General features: G+C 36.9%; 16 protein-coding genes and 1 tRNA gene. 5 read left to right on the top strand and 12 right to left on the bottom strand.

All coding sequences use genetic code 11. The features are described from left to right. Nucleotides 1-219: 219 nt before the first annotated feature. From Q4503_RS10040 to Q4503_RS10010, 7 genes are all read right to left on the bottom strand, one after another. Nucleotides 220-3,420 carry an efflux RND transporter permease subunit gene (locus Q4503_RS10040; protein ID WP_303602171.1) on the bottom strand — a complete coding sequence of 1,067 codons (3,201 nt, stop codon included), beginning with the start codon at nt 3,418-3,420 and terminating at the stop codon, nt 220-222. Nucleotides 3,421-3,431: 11 nt separating this feature from the next. Beyond that, on the bottom strand, nt 3,432-4,736 hold the full coding sequence (locus Q4503_RS10035; RefSeq protein WP_303602170.1) for an efflux RND transporter periplasmic adaptor subunit: 1,305 nt from the start codon (nt 4,734-4,736) through the stop codon (nt 3,432-3,434). A 63-nt stretch (nt 4,737-4,799) separates the two neighbouring features. Next, nucleotides 4,800-6,017, bottom strand: a complete 1,218-nt coding sequence (locus tag Q4503_RS10030) for a TolC family protein (protein ID WP_303602169.1) — start codon at nt 6,015-6,017, stop codon at nt 4,800-4,802. 83 nt (nt 6,018-6,100) lie between these two features. After that, complete coding sequence (locus Q4503_RS10025) at nt 6,101-6,460, bottom strand: hypothetical protein (protein ID WP_303495255.1); 360 nt, start codon at nt 6,458-6,460, stop codon at nt 6,101-6,103. Nucleotides 6,461-6,518: 58 nt separating this feature from the next. After that, a complete protein-coding gene (locus Q4503_RS10020) occupies nt 6,519-7,409 on the bottom strand; it encodes a cation diffusion facilitator family transporter (protein ID WP_029750282.1) in 891 nt (296 codons plus the stop codon). Beyond that, a complete protein-coding gene (locus tag Q4503_RS10015; RefSeq protein ID WP_303602168.1) occupies nt 7,396-8,127 on the bottom strand; it encodes a transglutaminase family protein in 732 nt (243 codons plus the stop codon). The genes Q4503_RS10020 and Q4503_RS10015 overlap by 14 nt, the downstream gene beginning before the upstream one ends. A 10-nt stretch (nt 8,128-8,137) precedes the next feature. After that, nucleotides 8,138-8,797, bottom strand: a complete 660-nt coding sequence (locus Q4503_RS10010; protein WP_024601021.1) for a cation transporter — start codon at nt 8,795-8,797, stop codon at nt 8,138-8,140. 78 nt (nt 8,798-8,875) lie between these two features. Here Q4503_RS10010 and cadR point away from each other — a divergent pair, with 78 nt between their 5' ends. After that, entirely contained in the window at nt 8,876-9,265 is a 390-nt protein-coding gene (gene cadR / locus Q4503_RS10005) for a Cd(II)/Pb(II)-responsive transcriptional regulator (protein WP_215973306.1), read from the top strand. Nucleotides 9,266-9,730: 465 nt separating this feature from the next. Here the strand turns inward: cadR and Q4503_RS10000 are convergent, their stop codons facing one another. From Q4503_RS10000 to aceK, 5 genes are all read right to left on the bottom strand, one after another. Further along, nucleotides 9,731-10,996: an integrase family protein gene (locus Q4503_RS10000; RefSeq protein ID WP_303602167.1), complete on the bottom strand. Its 1,266-nt coding sequence runs from the start codon at nt 10,994-10,996 to the stop codon at nt 9,731-9,733. A gap of 496 nt (nt 10,997-11,492) precedes the next feature. Further along, nucleotides 11,493-11,951 (bottom strand): ribosomal protein S18-alanine N-acetyltransferase, encoded by a 459-nt coding sequence (rimI, locus tag Q4503_RS09995; protein ID WP_252727678.1) that lies wholly within the window; start codon nt 11,949-11,951, stop codon nt 11,493-11,495. Between the two features lie 93 nt (nt 11,952-12,044). Continuing rightward, the gene (locus Q4503_RS09990; RefSeq protein ID WP_303602166.1) at nt 12,045-12,446 is read right to left on the bottom strand and encodes a DNA polymerase III subunit psi; all 402 of its coding nucleotides are present in this window, start codon (nt 12,444-12,446) and stop codon (nt 12,045-12,047) included. A 321-nt stretch (nt 12,447-12,767) separates the two neighbouring features. Beyond that, nucleotides 12,768-12,844, bottom strand: a tRNA-Trp gene (locus Q4503_RS09985). Nucleotides 12,845-13,133: 289 nt separating this feature from the next. Continuing rightward, nucleotides 13,134-14,885 carry a bifunctional isocitrate dehydrogenase kinase/phosphatase gene (gene aceK / locus Q4503_RS09980; protein ID WP_215974433.1) on the bottom strand — a complete coding sequence of 584 codons (1,752 nt, stop codon included), beginning with the start codon at nt 14,883-14,885 and terminating at the stop codon, nt 13,134-13,136. 246 nt (nt 14,886-15,131) lie between these two features. Here aceK and queA point away from each other — a divergent pair, with 246 nt between their 5' ends. From queA to secD, 4 genes are all read left to right on the top strand, one after another. Then, nucleotides 15,132-16,190 (top strand): tRNA preQ1(34) S-adenosylmethionine ribosyltransferase-isomerase QueA, encoded by a 1,059-nt coding sequence (queA, locus tag Q4503_RS09975; RefSeq protein WP_215974432.1) that lies wholly within the window; start codon nt 15,132-15,134, stop codon nt 16,188-16,190. Between the two features lie 117 nt (nt 16,191-16,307). Beyond that, the gene (gene tgt, locus Q4503_RS09970; protein ID WP_215974462.1) at nt 16,308-17,441 is read left to right on the top strand and encodes a tRNA guanosine(34) transglycosylase Tgt; all 1,134 of its coding nucleotides are present in this window, start codon (nt 16,308-16,310) and stop codon (nt 17,439-17,441) included. A gap of 179 nt (nt 17,442-17,620) precedes the next feature. Further along, complete coding sequence (gene yajC, locus Q4503_RS09965) at nt 17,621-17,956, top strand: preprotein translocase subunit YajC (RefSeq protein ID WP_215974431.1); 336 nt, start codon at nt 17,621-17,623, stop codon at nt 17,954-17,956. A gap of 331 nt (nt 17,957-18,287) precedes the next feature. Continuing rightward, on the top strand, nt 18,288-20,135 hold the full coding sequence (gene secD, locus Q4503_RS09960) for a protein translocase subunit SecD (protein WP_215974430.1): 1,848 nt from the start codon (nt 18,288-18,290) through the stop codon (nt 20,133-20,135). Nucleotides 20,136-20,143 lie beyond the last annotated feature (8 nt).

Below are 20,143 nucleotides of genomic sequence, written 5' to 3'. Positions count from 1 at the left end.
CATTAGTTTCATGTCAAAAGAGTAAGGAAACAATAAAGTTTGAAACCTTTAAGTTTAGTGGCTCAGATAGCTGTGGTTTGGAAATTAGAGGAAGATAGGCCGCTTTGATACGAAAGCGGACATAAGCCTTAGCTTATTTAACGTTGTTTTAGCACATCTACACATGATTAATCCCACGCTAAACGTGACTTTAGCGTGGGATTAGAGTTCAAAGTTATTTTATCTGGATAGCTCTTCTATTTTTTTCTTTGAAAACCATCGATATAAAACTGGCAATACAAATAATGTAAGTAGTGTTGCCGTCACTAATCCCCCTACAATTACACTCGCTAGAGGGCGCTGGATTTCAGCACCTACACCATTTGACATTAGCATTGGGATTAATCCTAATGCAGATGTAATTGCTGTCATAAGTACAGGTCTTAATCTTGACGTTGCTCCTTCAAAAACTGCCTTGGAAGCCTCTAAACCATCTTTTATTCGTTGGTTGATACTTTCTACCATTACAACCCCATTTAATACCGCTACACCGAATAAGGTAATAAAGCCTACTGAGCTTGGCACAGATAAATATTGGCCCGATATATACAGGGAAAAAACACCGCCAATTACGGCAAGTGGCACATTCACTAAAATCAACATAGCTTGACCAACAGAGCCAAAAGCAAAATAGAGTAACAATGCAATTAGCGCTAAAGATAGAGGTACAACGATAGCTAGTCTGTTTTGAGCACGCTGCTGGCTTTCGAATTGACCACCTATTGCTACCGAGTAGCCTGAAGGTAGGTCAACTTTCTCAGCAATAACTTTTCTGATGTCGGCTACTACACTGCCCATATCTCTATTCTGAACGTTTGCTTGAATAACGACACGCCTTTGAACATCATCGCGCCTTACTTGAGGAGGACCTGATTCAAATGAAACAGTTGCAACATCACCTAAGCGTACCCAGGCACCTGTTGGTGACTGAATTCGAATGTCTGAAATAGCTTCCTTATTTCGTCGATATTCTTCTTCAATACGCACATAAATATCGTAGCGTTCATTGCCGTTAATAATTTGCCCTGCCTCGACGCCACCAATGCCATCTCGCACAACTTCCATTATATCAACAACTGAAAGTCCAAAGCGCGATAGCTCTTGTCTATTAGGTTTTACGACAAGTTGCGCTTCACCTGCAATTTGCTCAAGAGCAACATCTCTTGCACCGTCAACACTCTTTATAGCTGCTTCGATCTCTTGCCCTTTAGTTGCTAAAACGTCTAACTCAGGGCCAAATAACTTTATCGCCAACTGAGCTTTAACCCCAGATAGTAGCTCATCAACACGAGTCGCAATAGGTTGAGAAAAGTTGAGTAACAACCCTGGGAATTCTTCTAAAGATCTCTCCATTTTTTCTTGAAGTTCATATCGATTAGATGCACTTGTCCACTCGGAAACTGGCTTCAACCCAATGTAAATTTCTATGTTATTAACTGGCTCAGGATCTCCGCCTATTTCTGCTCGTCCAATTCGGCTTAATGCATAGGTTACTTCAGGAAAAGCCATTAGTTTTTCTTCTAGAATTGGTGCCACAGTGAGCGCAGTATCTAAACTAGAAGAAGGTGCAAGGGTTACCCTTAAGTTAATCGTCCCTTCTTCTAATTCTGGAACGAACTCAGTACCAATGTAGGGAACCAACGCAAAAGCTGACACAACCAATAACAAAGATGTTGAGATAATTAACTTGGTATGTTTTAAAGCGAATGTTAGACCTTTTCTATAGAGTTTATCTAATGGTTTAAGAACAAAGCTTTCCCTCTCTTTTACACCAGATTTAAATAGATAAGTTGCCAGTGCTGGCACTATAAACAACGCAACCACAATAGCGGATATAACAGCTAAAATGATACTTATCGCCATAGGTTGAAATAACTTTGCCTCAACACCTTCAAAGCTAAATAAAGGCGTAAATACGACTAAAATAATAGAGGCTGCAAAAAAGACGGGACGAGCCACTTCTTTACCAGCATTTTGAAGACGTAATTTAATACCATGCTCATCTTGTTCTACATCATGTGGATCAGTATCAGCACTAGGCACTCTTTCTTTTACAGTTTTTAAATGGGTAGAGTCTGGTCTATTTAAATGCTTAAACATGTTCTCAACCATCACGACTGAACCATCAACTAGCATACCAATAGCGACAGCTATTCCGCCTAGCGACATCAAGTTAGCAGATATCCCCCACCAAGCCATGATCATTAACGCAATACCAATAGAAATTGGAATTGAAATTAATACCAAGAAGGTTGCACGTAAATTCATTAAGAATAGAGCCAATACAATACAGATGAAAATAAATGCTAGTGAAAGTGCATCAACTACCGTATCAACGGCTTTCTCAATCAAATCAGCCTGATCATAAAATGGTTCAAAGCGAACACCTTTAGGTAATGCTTGATTAATCAATGGGATTCTTGCATTGATACCATCAATGGTGGCTTTAGTATTAGACCCCATGCGTTTTAAGACAATGCCAGAGACAACTTCACCTAATTTCTCGACTTTACCATTGGGTGATTTTCGCGTCATAGTGACAGCACCTTGGCGAATTTCACTGCCCATTTCAACTTTAGCAATATCCGAAACCGTCACAACCGTCCCATCAACTGTTTTGACGGGAACTTGTTTGATATTACTAATACCAGCGTCACCACTTTCAAACCAACCTGTACCTCTAATAACAAGCTGCTCTTGTCCACGGTTCATATACCAGCCGCCAACATTCGCATTGTTGTTATCTAGGGCACCAACAATATCTTCTTGGGTTAAGTTATAAGAAAGAAGCTTAGATGGATCGACATTTACTTGATACTGCCTAACAATACCTCCAAAGGAGAGTACATCAGTAACACCATCGACAGGCATAACGAGTAACTTAACAATCCAATCGTTAAGGCTTCGAAGCGCCATGGCATCATAACCTGCACCTTTATCTGAAATAAGAAGATACTGAAATACTTGGCCCAGCCCAGAGGTGTTTGGTCCCATTTCAGGTGTCCCAACACCTTCTGGTATCAGTTCTTTTGCGGCTTGCAGTCGCTCAAATACTAACTGTCTGGCAAAGTAAATGTCGGTGCCTTCTTTGAAAACAACCGTTACGCCAGACAAGCCTGTTTTAGAAATTGAGCGCACTTGTTCTACATCAGGTAAGGCATACATTACCGCTTCAATAGGGTACGTAATGAGTTGTTCAACTTCTTCAGCAGCCAGCCCTGGCGCTTCAGTATTTACAGCAACTTGAACATTAGTAACATCAGGAAAGGCATCTAAATTTAGTTTTGGGATCACCATTACTGCGCCAACCATGGTGGCAAACAGCGCAATCAAAATCAGGAGTCTATTATTAACAGACCAATCTATTATTTTATTAAACATAGTCTTGCTCCCTAGTGGTTGTGCGGATCAAATCCGCCTTTAGCGATTTCAGACGCAACAAAAAATGCGCCTTTGGTTACAATTCGCGTTCCACTATCAAGACCAATGATTTCTCTAAAACCACCTAAGGCTCGGCCTAGTTCTACTTCTACAGCTTTAAATTCTCCAGGGTGGTCTTCGACAAATACTGTCCAATCACCATCAGCACTACGGATCAATGCTTCTTCTGGCACAGCCATCACTTTCTGCTTTGTGGCGAACTGAAAGTAAACTTTTACAAACATGCCTGAATGGAGGTTATCATCCGAATTATCTACTCCTAACCTAATAATTCGAGTACGAGTAATAGGATCAATTGTATGGGCTTCTTGGATAACTTTGGCATTGTAACTCTGCCCTTCTAATTTAAGTACCGCAGGAGAGTCAATTGATAAATTTAGCTTTTTATTTGGAGAAACTTTTGCTTCAACCCATAATTGTTTTTCATCAGCTAGCAACATAACGGTATCCCCAGCATCAACACGTTGCCCTTGGATAAAGTCGTCTTGAAGCACTACTCCTTCACGCTGTGCCGTTAACGTATATTGCCCGAATGCCTTAATATCCTTATTAGAAATACTTTTAATGGCTTTTTCAGTTAACCCTAAAGCAATGAGTTTTCCGTATGAAGCGTTGTAAGTCGTTTCAGCTTGTAATAAGCGGCTTTCACTTACTGTTTTATTACCTAGTTTTTTAATACGTTGCCATTCCGTTGAAGCGATTAGATAGTCCGCTTGCGCTTGTGACATGGACTCACTAAATAGAGTGACCAGTTTTTGTCCCTTATCTACATGTTCGCCAAGCGCTGCATGGCGACTGATAATAACTGACTCTGTACGTGGGGATACCACATAACTTTTATAGCCATTAGCTTTTATTTCGCCAGGTGCATACATGGTGCTAAATTGATATTCAGGCTTAACACTTTCCACTTTGATGTTAGCAAGCGACATCTTCTTTGGATCAATAGTGATACCTTCTTCATGCTCTTCTTCCTCTTTATTATCACCTTCATGGCCGTGCTCATCATGACCATCTTTTTCTTTTTCATGTCCTTTTTCGTGTTCATGCTCGTCATGGTCATCTTTTTCTTCTTCATGTCCCTTTTCATGATCGTCATGATCATCTTCATGTTCTTTTACATCTTGCTTCGAAACCTTTGCCACAGAACCAGTACCATCTGACGACTGTGCAAAAGTATCATGATTTGTAGTAAGCCCAACTAACAGGCTGCTAATTACTACGACTAATAATTTTTTACTAAATATTGTATTCATTTTTGTAACCTATATTTTGATAAATTTAAGATTTCGTTTTTCGCTATTGAAAAAATAAAGCGTTCAAATCTCAAATTTTGATAACTGACCCATACTTAAAACGAAGGATATTTCTGCAAGCTTGAATTGATTTTCCAAACGTATTCCAGCATGAAGCCCTTCCGCACGTTGATTTAGTGCAAGTAAGTAATCAGACGTATTAATGTCACCAGCTCCCCAGCGCTTATTTAATAAATTTGCGCTACTATCTAATCTGCCTTGTGTGAGCTTTCGCCATTGCTCATAGTATTTTTTACTTACATTAAACGACTCATAATTAGCTTTTGCTTCAAAAGACTGCTTTCGATAAACCGACCGAAAGTTAGCCTCTGCTGCAATTGCTTCTGAATAAGCGGCTTTAACAGTATCTGAAAAGTTATTTCTGATGTTTAAAGGAATTGAGAAAGTCAAACCAACCAAGTCTTCATCACCACTTCTTCCTGCGCTAATTCCAATGGTTGGATTAGCTTTAGATTCCATAGTGGTTAGCTGAGCCTTAGATTGTTGTCCCTTCCATTGCGCTTTAGCGAGTTTAACTTTTGGATGTTCTTCAACCCACTGGGAGTTAAATGAATAGCTTGTTGCTCCAAAAGTAAATGAAAACAAATTGGCTGTATTAGGCGTCCAATCAGGCAATAACTCCTGAACCTTTACCTCTGCATTTTTCAAAGCAATTTGAGACTCAGATATTTCACTGAAAATTTGGGACAAGTTTAAATAGACCAATTCAGCGTCAAGTGGCTCTAGAAGTCCGGCTTTTCGCTTATCTTTAACAATTCCAACGAGCGTTTGTAATTGATTTTCTCTTTCTGAAAGTAACTGAGCCGCCTTTTTTGCTGCTTGCCAATTAACTATTGCAGTTAAAGCATTAGCCTTTTTAGAATCGAGTAGAGATAACAATTGTTGCTGGTTTGCATAAACATCAATTTCACCAATGCTTTTATTTGCTGATTGCTTATCCCAAAAATCAATCGTTTGACTGATACCAATAGAGTAATTATCAAAATCACCTTCTTTTTCATAGCTTGCTTCAAGCTCTGGGTTATATACGGCTTGAGTTAAGCTTTTAGCTCTATGATTACTTGCATTAAGTAACTCTTTAGCCGCAACAACTTCGGGATCTTTATTTATTTGACTATCTAGCCATGAAATACTTTTCTGTTTGCCATAAGTGGCAACTGAAAAACTCACAGCCATGCATAAAGACAGGACTAAACCTGCATTTTTTAAATATATATACATAAAAATTCTTAACTTTAAAATTAATAAACACGAACCCTTTATCCATTATTAAAGGATAAATAGGTCATTAAAAATTAATCTAATTAAGAAATAGGTGGACGAAGTATCGCTTCAAGGTAAGTATTTGTTTGATCAATTTGATAAGGAGTTTTATTGATAATATTTAGCTTACCATCGACATTTGAATTACTGACTAAAATCCAAGATAAGTGGCTGCCACTGCAATGACCACAGTGATGACAATCTTTTTCATTATGCTGCTCATCATCTGTATTGTCGTTTAAGGCATTTCGGTCATCGGCATGATCATGTTGAGTTTGAAGATGTTCTATATCAATTTGGTGATTCTCAGATGTTGAGGATGCGACAGCAGTTAACGATTGTAAAACAATCGAAACGACTAAGAGCATTTTTAGCACAACATTTAGATTCAAAATATACACCTATAAAAACTTGAGTAATCAATATAACAGAGCAAAGCTTTATCGACTAGCCATTTACCTAATTTTCATTCTCATCACGACAAGTTTCTTGAGGAAACTCAAACTCTATCGTCGTATGCGATAAATGATAGGAAGATAATTTAGCTGCAACGTCATGTTTAAGCCTAATTAAGTCCTCAACTTCAAAGTCATCTTTTAGCTCAAGATGCGCTGTTAAAACATGACTTTCACCATCTAGTGACCAAAAGTGCATATGATGGATACCGTTAACTTCGGGAAATTCAATTAGTGATTGTTTAATACGATCTTGAGTATCTTTATCTGGCGCAGCTTGAAGAAACAAGACGAGTGTTGATTTCAAATTTCTAAAGACATTAAACAAGATGAATAACGTAAAACCAATCGACAAAAGTGGATCTAATATTGGTAGTTCTATGAACATCAAAACTATTGAGACAATAAGTACAGCAACCCAGCCAAGAACATCTTCAAGAAGGTGCCATGTCAGCACTTTTTCATTAAGTGTTTCACCCGCTTTTAATTTGAAAACCGCATAACCATTTACTGCAACACCGAGTATGGCCAGCCCTAACATCCCCTCAACCACTGGCATTTCTGGATTGGACAGCCTTGGTATGGCTTCAAATAAAATCCAAATTGAGCCAATAACTAAAACAATACCATTTACCAGTGCGCCAAAGAGTGTAAGTCTACGATAGCCATAACTAAACTTATCTGACGCTTCTTTCTCTGAAAAACGACTTAATATCCAAGCAAAGCCTATAGATAGACTATCCCCTAAGTCATGTACTGCATCAGCCATAATAGCGGTACTGTTGGTAAGCCACCCACCAATAAATTCGATGATCGTGAATGTAACATTCAGAAAAAACGCCCATCCAATGCGGTCGTCTTTTCCATGATGATGACTGTGGTTATGATTGTGCATTTTGCACCTCTAGTACTTTTTGATTTCTTAGCTTTGATACATTCATATTTATCAAATGACGGATCACATGTTGATATAACCATCGTTTTATTCCAGATAAATTTGTGCCTTTTTCTCTATAGAATTCATCAGGGGAATCATAAAGCCCAAAGTCATCATGAATTCCTTCTTTTTGAATATAGGTATCTGTTCCTCGCCAATCCGTATCAGGTGAAGAGAAGCACTTTGTTGCGACTCCATAACCACAAAAATCATCTTTTTCTTGGTTAAACTTCTGCTGTAGTGAGGTTAAGTATTGCCTATCTAATATAAAGCCCTCTAAGTTAATCCAACGCCCATCGAAATAAACTTCAACCCAACTATGGATAATATATTTAGGTGCTAGCCAAAATACATAGCTGGGTATGGCACCTTTTTGCAATTGCTGATCGATGGTGAAACCGTGAAATCGACATTGAATGCCTAACCCTCTCAACAAGGCCATCAGCAAGTTGCCTTTGGTATTACATTGGCCGTAACCATCAGCTAAAACACTGCTTGCTGAAATATCATCGCTTTCATTGTAGCCAAATAATATTTCATCTTTAACGAACTGGTAGGCTGCACCAATTTTGTTGTAGTCATCAAGTTCTTGCCATTTACGTTTAGTAATTAATGAATGAATTTTAGAATGTTCAAAATTAATTATCTTGGTTTTTTCTAAGTATTTAGCATTCATAGGTGTCTCCTCACTTTGAACAACAAGAGGTTGTTTGTTTTTCTTCGCTTGGTTTTTCACATGTTTTTTGAGCAACGGCTAATTCTTGTTTGGCATCACTTAGTATTCGGTAAGCACCTCGAAGAATTAATATTGAAATGATGCTTCCAATGACGATATCTGGCCAGCGCTGCTCTAGCACCATAACTAATATGCCAGCGATAACGACACCAAGGTTTGCAATCACGTCATTCGCTGAAAATATCCAGCTCGCTCTCATATGTATTTCATCGTTGTTGTGTTTTCGAATAAGGATAAGGCAAATCACATTTGCAACTAAAGCCACCGAGCCTACTCCAATCATAAACCAAGAGTGAGGCTCACTTTCACCATAAAGCCTTCTTGCAATATCCAATAGAATTAACACGCCTAACCCTAGTTGGAAATAACCACTCACTAAAGCAGCATTAGCCTTATGTTGGATTGACTTTCCTACTGCATATAGGGCAATTGCATAGACGATAGCATCTGCTAGCATATCTAATGAGTCGGCAATTAATGCCGTTGATTCTGATAACCAACCAAAACAAATTTCAAAAACAAACATCGTGGCATTGATAGCCAAAAGCCAATAAAGCACTGTCTTTTGTTGGCTATCTTTTAATTCAACTTCACACCCACAACCACTCATTTTTACCTCCAATACACTTGTATACTGCAACTATAAAACCTATAGTAACTATAGAGTCAAGGTTAAAGGTGAAAATTAATGAAAATAGGTGAATTATCGAAAACATCGGGGTGTTCAGTACAAACCATCCGATATTATGAAAAGGAGGGCTTGCTGTCAGATCCTAATCGCTCTGAAGGGAATTTCAGGTTGTATTCTAATAAGGCACTAAAAGAGCTGGAATTCGTCAAACATTGTCGAAGTTTAGATATTCCGCTTAATGATATTAAGCGACTCATTGAATTAAAAAACAAGCCAGAGGAGAGTTGCTCTAGTGTAAATGCGTTGATTGACCAACAACTCGAATTAGTTAATCAACGAATGAAAGAGTTAAAGGCACTTAAAGCTGAATTACAGCAAATGGCAAGCACCTGCGAATCGGGCGGTACAATTGAAGCGTGCGGAATTATTAAATCGCTAGATAGTTAACCTAAAATACGCTGGTTTAGCAAATAAGTAATGTATTTATTTGTACTAGCTCAGGCTCTGAACCGCCTTTAGCAATTCAAAGCTAATGTCGGCTATTGGCTAGAAGCGGTCGGAAAAACTAGTTAAGAAAGTTCTAACTTTATTGTCTTAGTTTCATAGCTTATTGTTTAGTTTCTATCTATGTTGCCCACCAGAGCTCGCCAATAGAGGTAAAAACCACACTTAATTGCTTAGTTAAGGGTTGTAAGTAGTGTTGATTGAAATAACGATAGTCTCTACTACATATTATTTAGCCTCAATGTAGGCTGCGAGGGTATCTCTCTCCAAAGCTCTATTTTTTACTTCAAGTATGCGATCGTTCATTAGTATTTTGGGAGCGAGGAGGGTTGGTATATCCCAAACCCTCGTTTAATTAGTGAAGTGGTTTAGTTGGTCGGAATTGAACACACAAATTTTTTAGTGGTTTTAGCCCTTAATTTTGGTATTGATACTTATCGCTTTGCTTTTACCTAACCTGATTTGCTCTATGTAATCATACCATTGCTGATAAATTGGTCGCATCTTTTCAGCGTAATTATTGTAATCATATTTATCTGATTCACCAGGCAATTTATGGCCTATCATTTTTTCACAAACCGCCCATTCACCAAAATTAGAAAAATTAGTTCTTGCTGTTTTACGTAACGTGTAAGCACTGAAGGAATCAAAAGCTATGTTTTCATCATTAATTTTAATTTTTTTACGCCAAAAATTTTCTATACAACGAATTGAAGCGGGAATAGCGCTTCGATCAAGCTGCACACTGGTTCCTCGATTTGTAAAAACCCATTTATTCGATCCTGACAGTTCGATAGCTCTTTGCCATAATTTTTTTATCGCTGGGATAATGGGACGAACGATAGGTTGTTTTGTTCGTTTACCTATTTTGTGATTTTCCCATGGTACAGTCCATAAACCAAAATCAAGATTAACATGTGAAATTTCAGTGAATCTAAGTTCGCTTGGCCTACAAGCATAATGTAGTGATAGCTCAATATATATTTTATTTTTTTCTTCTATACGTGTCCCATTAAGCGCAGTAAAAAACCAACCTAATTCTTTTTCACTAAAAAAGCGAGTATCTTGGCCTGATTCAATACCGACTTTTTTAGCTGTTATATCGCGTAACGGATCAGCATCAGCTACTTGTTGTATTCTTGCCCATTCGTACATTTGCCGTAAATTGATTATTATTCTTTCTGCAATGGATGGATAAATCGCGATTAACGGGTTTAGTAGCTCAAGAAACACAGGCCTAGTTATGCGTTCAGCAACGAGTTTGCCTAGTTTTGGCTTTACGTGTATTTCATAGGTACGATAGTGTTCTTTGTGTGCTTTTTTCTGTTTGCTGCAAGCTGCCAAATACCATTTTTCAAACAACTGATCGAGTGTTAGCTTCTTAGATTCGTATATTCTATTGGATGCAAGTTCAAGTTTTGGATTTTTACCTTCAGCTAGCATTACTTTTAAACGTGGTAATTCTGCGGTGGCGGCAGCTAAAGACATTTCAGGGTAATAACCGATAGTTGCCCGATCATACTTTTTTAAATCTCTAAGATAATAACGATATTGAAAAGTGATAGCGCCGTTTAATGATACGCGAACAGAAAGGCCCTCACGATGCGCTTTTTCAAAACGTTTCTCTTGAGGCTTATTTAAGTGCGCCTTTAACCATTTATCAGTCAATGCCATTTGAATAGTCCCAAATTATGTACACCAAAATAGCTATAATAGTAGAAAAGTTATCTGGTGTACATGCTGGTGTACATAGTATGCTGTTCTATAGCTTACTTCTTGTTTCCAAATTTTGTTGTTTTTTTCTGTGCTTCTTGCGTATAAGTACTATTAATAAAGGTTTTTTGTAGGTTTTAGTGCGATAGCTTTCTGGGTTTTTCCGTCAGTTTTTTATTTGCTAGCATTTGGATGCGAAATAATAGCAAAGGTTCTGCGGATATTTACCGCTGCTGCCTGTAAAGTGTCGGTTGTCATTAATACTGCCTTGGTAAACACAAAGGTACTCAACATGAAAACCCTTATATTTTAAGGATAATCATAATTGAAAAAAAATTTGGCGCATTATAGCACAAAAAAAAAAGCCGCATTAAGCGACTTTTTATTTTTGTGCAGATTAACTTATTTTTGTGTTAGGTAATGCTAAATAATTTTCTTATATGGCATAACTGTATAGCTAGAGCTTAAGCGACATAACAATAGCGTCTTCATAGCCAAAGCCTTTACTACTTGGATAATAACCAGTTCGACGGCTTATCTCGATAAAGCCAGCATTCATATATAGCATTTGCGCACTTATATTTTTTGCTCGTACTTCTAACCAAATTTTAATAGCACCTTTTGCTTTTGCTTGCTCAATAAAGTGATGTAATAGTTTTTTGCCATAGCCTTTACTTTGCTCTGTTGGATCAACACATATATCCATTAAAGTTGCTTCATCAACTACAAATTCACCAACATAAAAGCCAATGATTTTTTCTGTTGTCTCCGCAAGCTTTTCACCAAAGTATCGTCCACCAATACAACTTGAAAAAGTTTTTTCAGTCCATGGGTGAGAATGACAAGTATTTTCTATCGGCATTAACTGAGATATATCGTCAGTAGTTATCGGGGTATATTTCAATAAATTACTCATGGTTTTAATCGTTGGCTCTTAATTTAGTACTGCTTATTTTCAGTTAATAACGTTAAGTACTCTTTTGAAGTCTTAGTTTTTATTATTAGTGGTTCAAAGTAGTTTTTGGGTAATGGTTTGCCATAATTTTTTTTTTAATGTTGGAGATTGACTGATCTTTGCAATACTTGGGCTAAATAAATTATTGTTATCACAATAAATGGCTATTTCATTATTCTCTGTTGAATTGAAATACCAATTAAATAAGCCTAAGTCGAGGTGATTTTTTTTATAACTAACTTCACCAATAGAGATATCGACAGATTGTAATATATCGATAAAAACTTGTTTAGTTAATAAATCAGATAATGTCACTTCTGTTTGTGCTAGATAATCTATTGCCGCCTTTCCGTTATCTTTATTTGATGAGTTATGGTTACCTGCCAAAATCTTATGCTCCCACAAGCTAATGCCCATTTCAGTAAGTTGCTCGAATTGTCTTTGGTTAATAGCCATAAAAGGTACTCATAAAAAGGCTTTAGTTTTATCTGTATAAATTAGAACGTATAAGTTAGAAAGTATCAATTTGAAAATGATACTAGGGCACATGATGCCAGAATTAGTAAAAACTAAAAAGTAAACTTTACTAAAGAATAGCCAACCTTAAACTATATGGTCTGAAAATTGTGCAGGGTGATTGCTATAAATAAGGTCTAATCAAAGAATATTGATTGTGAGGGGAGATTCTTCGAATGTTTACCCTAAGGAAAAATCTAAGCAATAAAAAATAAAGAAGAAACGAAAAAGGCCTAGAATAAATTCTAGGCCTTAAGAATATGGCAGGGGTGGAGAGACTCGAACTCCCAACCATCGGTTTTGGAGACCGCTGTTCTACCAATTGGAACTACACCCCTGCAACGGATTTGAATTATACTGATGAACAGCAAAAGGTAAAGAATAAATTGTTATAAAATTGAATTATTTGTCTGTTCGGTTATTTAACCGCCATAATTTGTTGTATTTACGACTAACTATGATTAATTTGGAATAACCTTAGTCGCTAAATTGAGTGACAGCAGTTTAAGTGAAAACCTGAATTTGGCTCATTAGTTTGTTAATGAGCTTGAAAATAGCTAATTAAAGAAAATAATAAGCTAAATGTTAAGTAGAACATTTAGCTTAGGAGCGAGTTTCATTTTCTATTTAAGTCACAGGTTGCTTGTTCATCGACTTTCTCATTTCACAAAACCTGAATTTATCGGGATAAGGATAAACATCAACATAAAGACCTTTTGCTACATTTTTCTGACACTCTTGCCAGTAACTTGCCGTTAGTAAATCTTCATGGTGAATTTTAAATGCTTTCAGGTATTTAGGGTTTGCCAAGGCAAATGTTGCTATTTCTTCAGGGAACATATCGCCAGGTGCAACAGAATACCAAGGTTCAGCGGCATATATTTGCTCTTCAGTAACCGCAACAGGTTTTACTCTGAAGTTAACTTCATTCATATAGGTAATTTCATCATAATCATAAAATATCACACGATTATGTCGAGTCACGCCAAAGTTTTTTAGCAACATATCACCAGGGAATATATTAGCCGAAATAAGTTGCTTAATGGCTTGACCATAACCGTAGAGTGCTTCCTCTAACTCTTCATCATTCGCTTTTGCTAAATAAAGGTTTAGCGGCACCATTCGGCGTTCTATATATAAATGCTCAATAATCAGTAAATCATCCTCATAGCGAATTAGGGAGGGAGCAACTTTGTGAAGTTCTTCTAATAATTCATCGTTAAATCGATCTTTAGGAAAGGCAACTTCGGAATATTCCATGGTATCCGCCATACGTCCTACGCGATCATGAAGTTTAACTAAACGGTACTTTCCTTTTACATCAGCGCGAGTCATATTCTTACTTGGGGAAAATTTATCTTTAATTATTTTAAAAACATAAGGGTATGACGGCAACGTGAATACCGACATCACCATGCCTTTTATGCCAGGCGCTAAGGTTAACTTATCATCACTGTTATCAAGATGATTTAAAAAATCTCGGTAAAATTGTGTTTTTCCTTCTTTATGAAAACCAATAGCAGAATATAAGTCAGCTTTTGTTTTATGTGGAATTAAACTCTTTAAGAAATTTACTAATGCATAAGGATGTATACAATCAACAAAAAAGTAAGCACGAGCAAAACCGAATACTACCGCCATATCTTCACTTTTAGTTAGTAACGCATCAATGTACAAACCGCCTTTTTCATTATTTAAAACAGCAACAATAAAAGGTGTTTCACCGGCAGGTGATAAAACTCTACCAATTAAATAAGCACCTTTGTTGCGGTAAAAAGTGAAGTTTAAAATATCAAATTGTAAATCTTTAACCTTCGCAAGTGTTTTGTGTGCTTTGCGGCGAAAGGCACGAATTAATACTTCTACATCACCCTCAAGATCAACAAAAGGCACTGTGCTTTTGTGCGCGTTCATAATATCGCAAATGGTTTGATTTAAACCTTTTTCAGCTGGTTTGTAACTAGTGTAAATTTTAGGGGTTGGTCTATCATCTAAACGATGAGCGGTACTCTCTACAAAAATATAATCATTGTGATAATACTTACGTTCAAATAAACGGCAAAATACTGAATTATAAAATGTTTCAGCAAGTTCCGGTTGGTTATGAACAGCTAATAAGTCGATATATTCTTTTTTAACTTGTAACCATAGTTCGTCATCAAGCGACGTAATTGAAAAATCTTTTTTAAGTGTATTAAAAGACTCTTCTACTCGTTGTTCATAAAAAGTAGTTCTTGCTTTCGCAGCCTTTTGAATTTCTGCCCATTGACACTGCTGAAAACGTTGTTGTGCTGATTTCGTAATTTCAATAAACAGGTGTATATGTCGGTCAAATCCGTTAATTATATGTTTCGCTATTGTAGAAGCAAGGTTAGTCATAATCAGGCACAAATATTGAGAAAAGATAATAAAAGCATACTCGAAAATAAGTAATTAAACAGACTCTTTTAGTAAAATATTCAACATAATTCATAGTTATATTGATATGTATTAATGTAACAGAGCTTAAACTAGCATTTGTAAAGGGAAAAACATTATTTAACTTGCTATCAAAGGCGGGGATCTCTAAAATTACGCGCTTCATATTTCTCTTTATTTTCAGCAAGGTTTTCTTAACTATTTACTATGCGTGTATCTGACTTTTCTTTTGATTTACCCTCCGAGTTAATTGCTCGTTTTCCTATGGCAGAACGCACAGGAAGTCGTTTAATGACGCTTAACGGCAATAGTGGCGCAATCGCTGATCTTGGTTTTAAAGACATATTGGCACAATTAACCGCAGGTGATTTATTAGTGTTTAATAATACCCGCGTTATTCCAGCACGTATGTTTGGACAAAAAGCCAGTGGTGGTAAGATTGAAGTTTTGGTTGAAAGACTCATTGATAAAAGTACGGTATTGGCGCATATACGTGCGAGTAAATCACCTAAAATAGGTGCTGAGCTTATACTTGAAGGAAAGGCGGAAGCAACGATGGTTGCTCGCCATGGTGCTTTATTTGAGCTGAAATTTAAAGGTGATAAATCAATACTTTCTATTTTGGATGATATTGGCCATATGCCGTTACCGCCATACATAGATAGACCAGATGAAAATAGTGATCGTGAACGCTATCAAACTGTATACAATGAAAAGCCTGGTGCTGTAGCTGCACCGACCGCAGGGTTACATTTCGACGATGCCTTACTTGAGCAAATTAAAGCTAAAGGTGTTGAACTTGCGTTTGTTACTTTGCATGTAGGCGCAGGCACATTCCAGCCAGTAAAAGTTGATGAAATTGCAGACCACATTATGCATGCCGAATATGTTGAAGTGCCAGATGAAGTTGTTAGTCAAATAAATAAAACTAAAGCTGCTGGTGGCAGAGTTGTTGCTGTTGGTACGACCTCTGTGCGTTCATTAGAAAGTGCGGCAAAATCAGCACAAGAAAAAGGAACTGAGTTAACGGCTTTTTATGGTGATACTGATATTTTCATTACACCTGGGTATGAATTTCAGTTAGTTGATGCATTATTAACTAATTTTCATTTATCTGAATCAACTTTATTAATGCTAGTGAGCGCTTTTGCAGGTTATGATCATATTATGAATGCATATCAACATGCGATTAGTGAAAAATACCGTTTCTTTAGTTATGGTGATGCTATGTTTCTTACAAAACAAGAACTTGCTAAAAATAGTTAACAACACTATCACTAACGGAACAATAATTAATGTTTAGCCGTACAAGGTAGACACTTTGAATAAGAACCATCAGCCTGTTTCGCTGATAGGTAGGAATAATTATTTATGACACAACGAATGAAGTATGAATTATTAAACACTGACGGCAAGGCTCGTCGTGGTCGCTTAACCTTTGAGCGTGGCATAGTAGAAACACCTGCTTTTATGCCTGTTGGTACATACGGTACTGTAAAAGGCATGAAAACTGAAGAAGTTGAAGCAACGGGTGCCCATATTATCTTAGGTAATACTTTCCACTTAATGTTACGTCCAGGTACAGATATTATCGAGCAGCATGGTGGTTTACATGGCTTTATGAATTGGGATAAGCCAATTTTAACTGATTCAGGTGGTTTTCAAGTTTTTAGTTTAGGTAAAATGCGTAAAATTACCGAAGAAGGGGTACGTTTTAGTTCACCTGTAAACGGCGAGAAAATTATGTTAACGCCTGAGCGTTCAATGGAAGTACAACGTAGTTTAAATTCAGATGTTGTTATGATCTTTGACGAATGTACGCCATACCCTGCAACACATAAAGAATCTAAAGATTCAATGGAACTATCACTTCGTTGGGCACAACGTTCAAAAGATGCACATGGTGACAGCCCTAATGCATTATTTGGTATTGTACAAGGCGGCATGTACGAAGACTTACGCGAAGTATCAATTAACGGTCTAAAAGCTATTGAGTTTGACGGCTATGCAATCGGTGGGTTATCAGTAGGTGAACCAAAAGAAGATATGATCAGAATATTAGATCATACTGCCCCCTTGATTCCTAAAAATAAGCCCCGATACTTGATGGGTGTTGGTAAACCTGAAGATTTAGTTGAGGGTGTGCGTCGCGGTATTGATATGTTTGATTGTGTGATGCCAACACGAAATGCACGTAATGGACATTTATTTGTTAATACAGGGGTGGTAAAAATTCGTAATGCTACAAATAAAACCGACACTGGACCATTAGATCCAACCTGTGACTGTTATACCTGTAAAAATTACTCACGAGCCTATTTACATCATTTAGATAAGTGTAAAGAAATTTTAGGCTCGCAACTAAATACATTACATAACTTACACTTTTATCAAAAAGTCATGCAAGGTTTGCGTGATGCGATAGAGCAAGGTAAATTAGACGACTTTGTTGAAGAGTTTTACTCACTTAGAGGTTTGCCTGTACCACCTTTAGCCGAAGGTAGTAAACAAATTTAAAATTCAGATATGAATGTTTACAATATAAATGTTTACAATATAAATGTTTAGAATATATATATTAAGAGCACATCATATAGTAGAAAAAAACGACGAATAATCGTCAAATGTGAAATAACCTAGTCGCTTAGCATTACTTGAAAAGCAACTAACTAATTATAAAAAAGTAAGAGGATATTATGAGTTTATTTATAAGTACAGCCCACGCCGCAGGCGCTCCAGCATCAACCGGTGGTGGTATGGAAATGATGATAATGTTAGCGGTATTTGGTTTAGTATTTTTCTTTATGATTTATCGTCCACAAGCTAAACGTGTTAAAGAACATAAAAACTTAATGTCAGCTTTATCGAAAGGTGATGAAGTTTTAACGCAAGGCGGCATCGTTGGTAAAATAACTAAAGTATCTGACGAAAAAGACTTTATCGTTGTAAGCATCGCTGAAGGTACAGAAGTAACAGTACAAAAAGGCGCTGTTAATGCAGTACTTCCTAAAGGCACAATGAAATCTTTATAGTATTCACCTCTTTGCTATTTAACTTGAATTGAGATTATTTAACATTGTAGCAGGAAGGAAATACTTATTGGTATTAGTCAATTTAGTATTTCCTTTTAGTGACATTACTAACTGAATAGATGTTTAAATATGAGATCACAAGTTTAACACTAACGGCAGGTAGGTCGTTGATATATAGTGAATAGTTGATGCATTAACGAAAGCTATAAAGAGAAAAGTTGAAATAAAGAAAACTAATAGCTGTTTCGTTTATGTTTCATTCAAATAATTAGATTAACTTAATTATTATAAGAATAAAACATGAACACAATAAATAGAAAAAGGAAGAATTGTGTTAAATAAATACCCTTTATGGAAAACACTAATGGTAGCGTTAATCGTTGCTTTAGGTGCGCTCTATGCCACACCTAACTTATATGGTGAAGATCCAGCCGTACAAGTTTCTGGTTTACGTGGTGTTGAAGCAAACGTTACCACCCTTGATACAATTAAAGGGCACTTAACTGACAACAATATTGAATACGCTAGTGTTGCCTTAGAAAACGGCCAAGTATTAACACGTTTTAAAAATACCGAAGACCAATTAAAAGCACGTGATGTGTTAGATGATAGTCTAGGAAACGAATATTCAGTAGCCCTAAACTTAACACCGGCAACGCCTGATTGGCTGGCAAGCATTGGTGGCACACCAATGAAACTAGGTTTAGATTTGAGTGGTGGTGTTAGCTTCTTAATGGAAGTTAATATGCAAGAAGCCATTAACAAAGTTAAAGAAGGTATGGTTGGTGATTTTCGTGGTGATTTACTTAACGAAAAAATTCGTTACCGCAGCGTAAAAGATGATGGCGACTTTATTACAGTTAAGTTCCGTAAAATAGAAGATCTAGAGCAAGGTTTATCGTTACTGAAAAGACGTTATAACGATTTATTATTCAACTCTGATGACGACACGTTAACGCTTACAGCACAAATGACTGAGGCAAAACTTAAAGAAATTCAAGAATATGCCCTTCAACAAAACATTACTATTATTCGTAACCGTGTGAACGAGTTAGGTGTTGCTGAGCCATTGGTTCAACGCCAAGGTAAAAAGCATATTGTTATTGAATTACCTGGCGTTCAAGATACCGCCAAAGCAAAAGAAATTCTAAATGCTACGGCAACAATAGAGTTTCGTTTAGTTGATACAGAAGGTGACTTATCTGCTGCATTAAATGGCAGAATTCCACCTAGCTCTATTTTACTAACAGATAAAGACGGTCAACCGACCTTATTGAAAAAGCGTATTATGTTAACCGGTGATCATATTACTGACGCTACTTCAGGTTTTGATGAGTACTCTCGTCCACAAGTTAATATTTCACTTGATAGTGCTGGCGGTAGTAAAATGTCTAACGGTACTAAAAGCAATATTGGCAAGCCTATGGCTACAGTATTTATTGAATATAAGCCAACAGAACGTCGTGATGCCGACGGCAATATTATTTTTGAAAAAGTTCAAGAAGTGATTTCAGTTGCTACTATCCAAGCACGTTTAGGTAAAACTTTTCGTATAACTGGATCTGGCTCACAAGCTGAAGCGCATAACTTAGCTTTATTATTACGTGCTGGTGCGTTAATTGCGCCAATTACCATCGTTGAAGAACGTACAGTTGGTCCAACATTAGGTGCTGAAAACGTTCAATTAGGTTTCCAAGCTATCTTACTAGGTTTTGGCTTAGTATTTGTATTTATGGCTATTTATTACCGTGCTTTTGGTTTAGTCGCTAACGTTGCATTACTTGCTAACTTAGTCTTAATCGTGGGCATAATGTCGTTAATTCCTGGAGCTACATTAACATTGCCTGGTATGGCGGGTATTGTACTAACAGTAGGTATGGCGGTAGATGCTAACGTACTCATATTTGAACGTATTCGTGAAGAAATACGTGAAGGCAAAACAATTCAACAAGCAATTCACCAAGGGTATGAAGCAGCGTTTTCAACCATTATTGATGCCAATATAACTACTTTAATTGCCGCATTAATATTATTTGCTGTTGGCACTGGGCCTGTTAAAGGCTTCGCAGTTACCTTATCAATAGGTATTATTACTTCAATGTTTACATCGGTTATTGCTTCACGAACCGTAGTAAATTCTATTTGGGGTGGAAAACGCCTTGAAAAGTTATCGATATAGTCAGACGG

The organism is Colwellia sp. 6_MG-2023 (assembly GCF_030547765.1).
In the GTDB taxonomy this organism is placed as follows: Bacteria; Pseudomonadota; Gammaproteobacteria; order Enterobacterales; family Alteromonadaceae; genus Colwellia.
This window is presented reverse-complemented; position numbering and strand designations above follow the sequence as displayed.

Bases quoted from the DNA above. Each gene is read 5' to 3' on its own strand.
- Q4503_RS10015 (WP_303602168.1), bottom strand. From the start codon at position 8,127: ATGAATGCTAAATACTTAGAAAAAACCAAGATAATTAATTTTGAACAT.
- Q4503_RS10040 (WP_303602171.1), bottom strand. From the start codon at position 3,420: ATGTTTAATAAAATAATAGATTGGTCTGTTAATAATAGACTCCTGATT.
- cadR (WP_215973306.1), top strand. From the start codon at position 8,876: ATGAAAATAGGTGAATTATCGAAAACATCGGGGTGTTCAGTACAAACC.
- yajC (WP_215974431.1), top strand. From the start codon at position 17,621: ATGAGTTTATTTATAAGTACAGCCCACGCCGCAGGCGCTCCAGCATCA.
- Q4503_RS10035 (WP_303602170.1), bottom strand. From the start codon at position 4,736: ATGAATACAATATTTAGTAAAAAATTATTAGTCGTAGTAATTAGCAGC.
- tgt (WP_215974462.1), top strand. From the start codon at position 16,308: ATGAAGTATGAATTATTAAACACTGACGGCAAGGCTCGTCGTGGTCGC.
- Q4503_RS10020 (WP_029750282.1), bottom strand. From the start codon at position 7,409: ATGCACAATCATAACCACAGTCATCATCATGGAAAAGACGACCGCATT.
- queA (WP_215974432.1), top strand. From the start codon at position 15,132: ATGCGTGTATCTGACTTTTCTTTTGATTTACCCTCCGAGTTAATTGCT.
- Q4503_RS09990 (WP_303602166.1), bottom strand. From the start codon at position 12,446: ATGGCTATTAACCAAAGACAATTCGAGCAACTTACTGAAATGGGCATT.
- rimI (WP_252727678.1), bottom strand. From the start codon at position 11,951: ATGAGTAATTTATTGAAATATACCCCGATAACTACTGACGATATATCT.
- Q4503_RS10030 (WP_303602169.1), bottom strand. From the start codon at position 6,017: ATGTATATATATTTAAAAAATGCAGGTTTAGTCCTGTCTTTATGCATG.
- Q4503_RS10000 (WP_303602167.1), bottom strand. From the start codon at position 10,996: ATGGCATTGACTGATAAATGGTTAAAGGCGCACTTAAATAAGCCTCAA.
- aceK (WP_215974433.1), bottom strand. From the start codon at position 14,885: ATGACTAACCTTGCTTCTACAATAGCGAAACATATAATTAACGGATTT.
- Q4503_RS10010 (WP_024601021.1), bottom strand. From the start codon at position 8,797: ATGAGTGGTTGTGGGTGTGAAGTTGAATTAAAAGATAGCCAACAAAAG.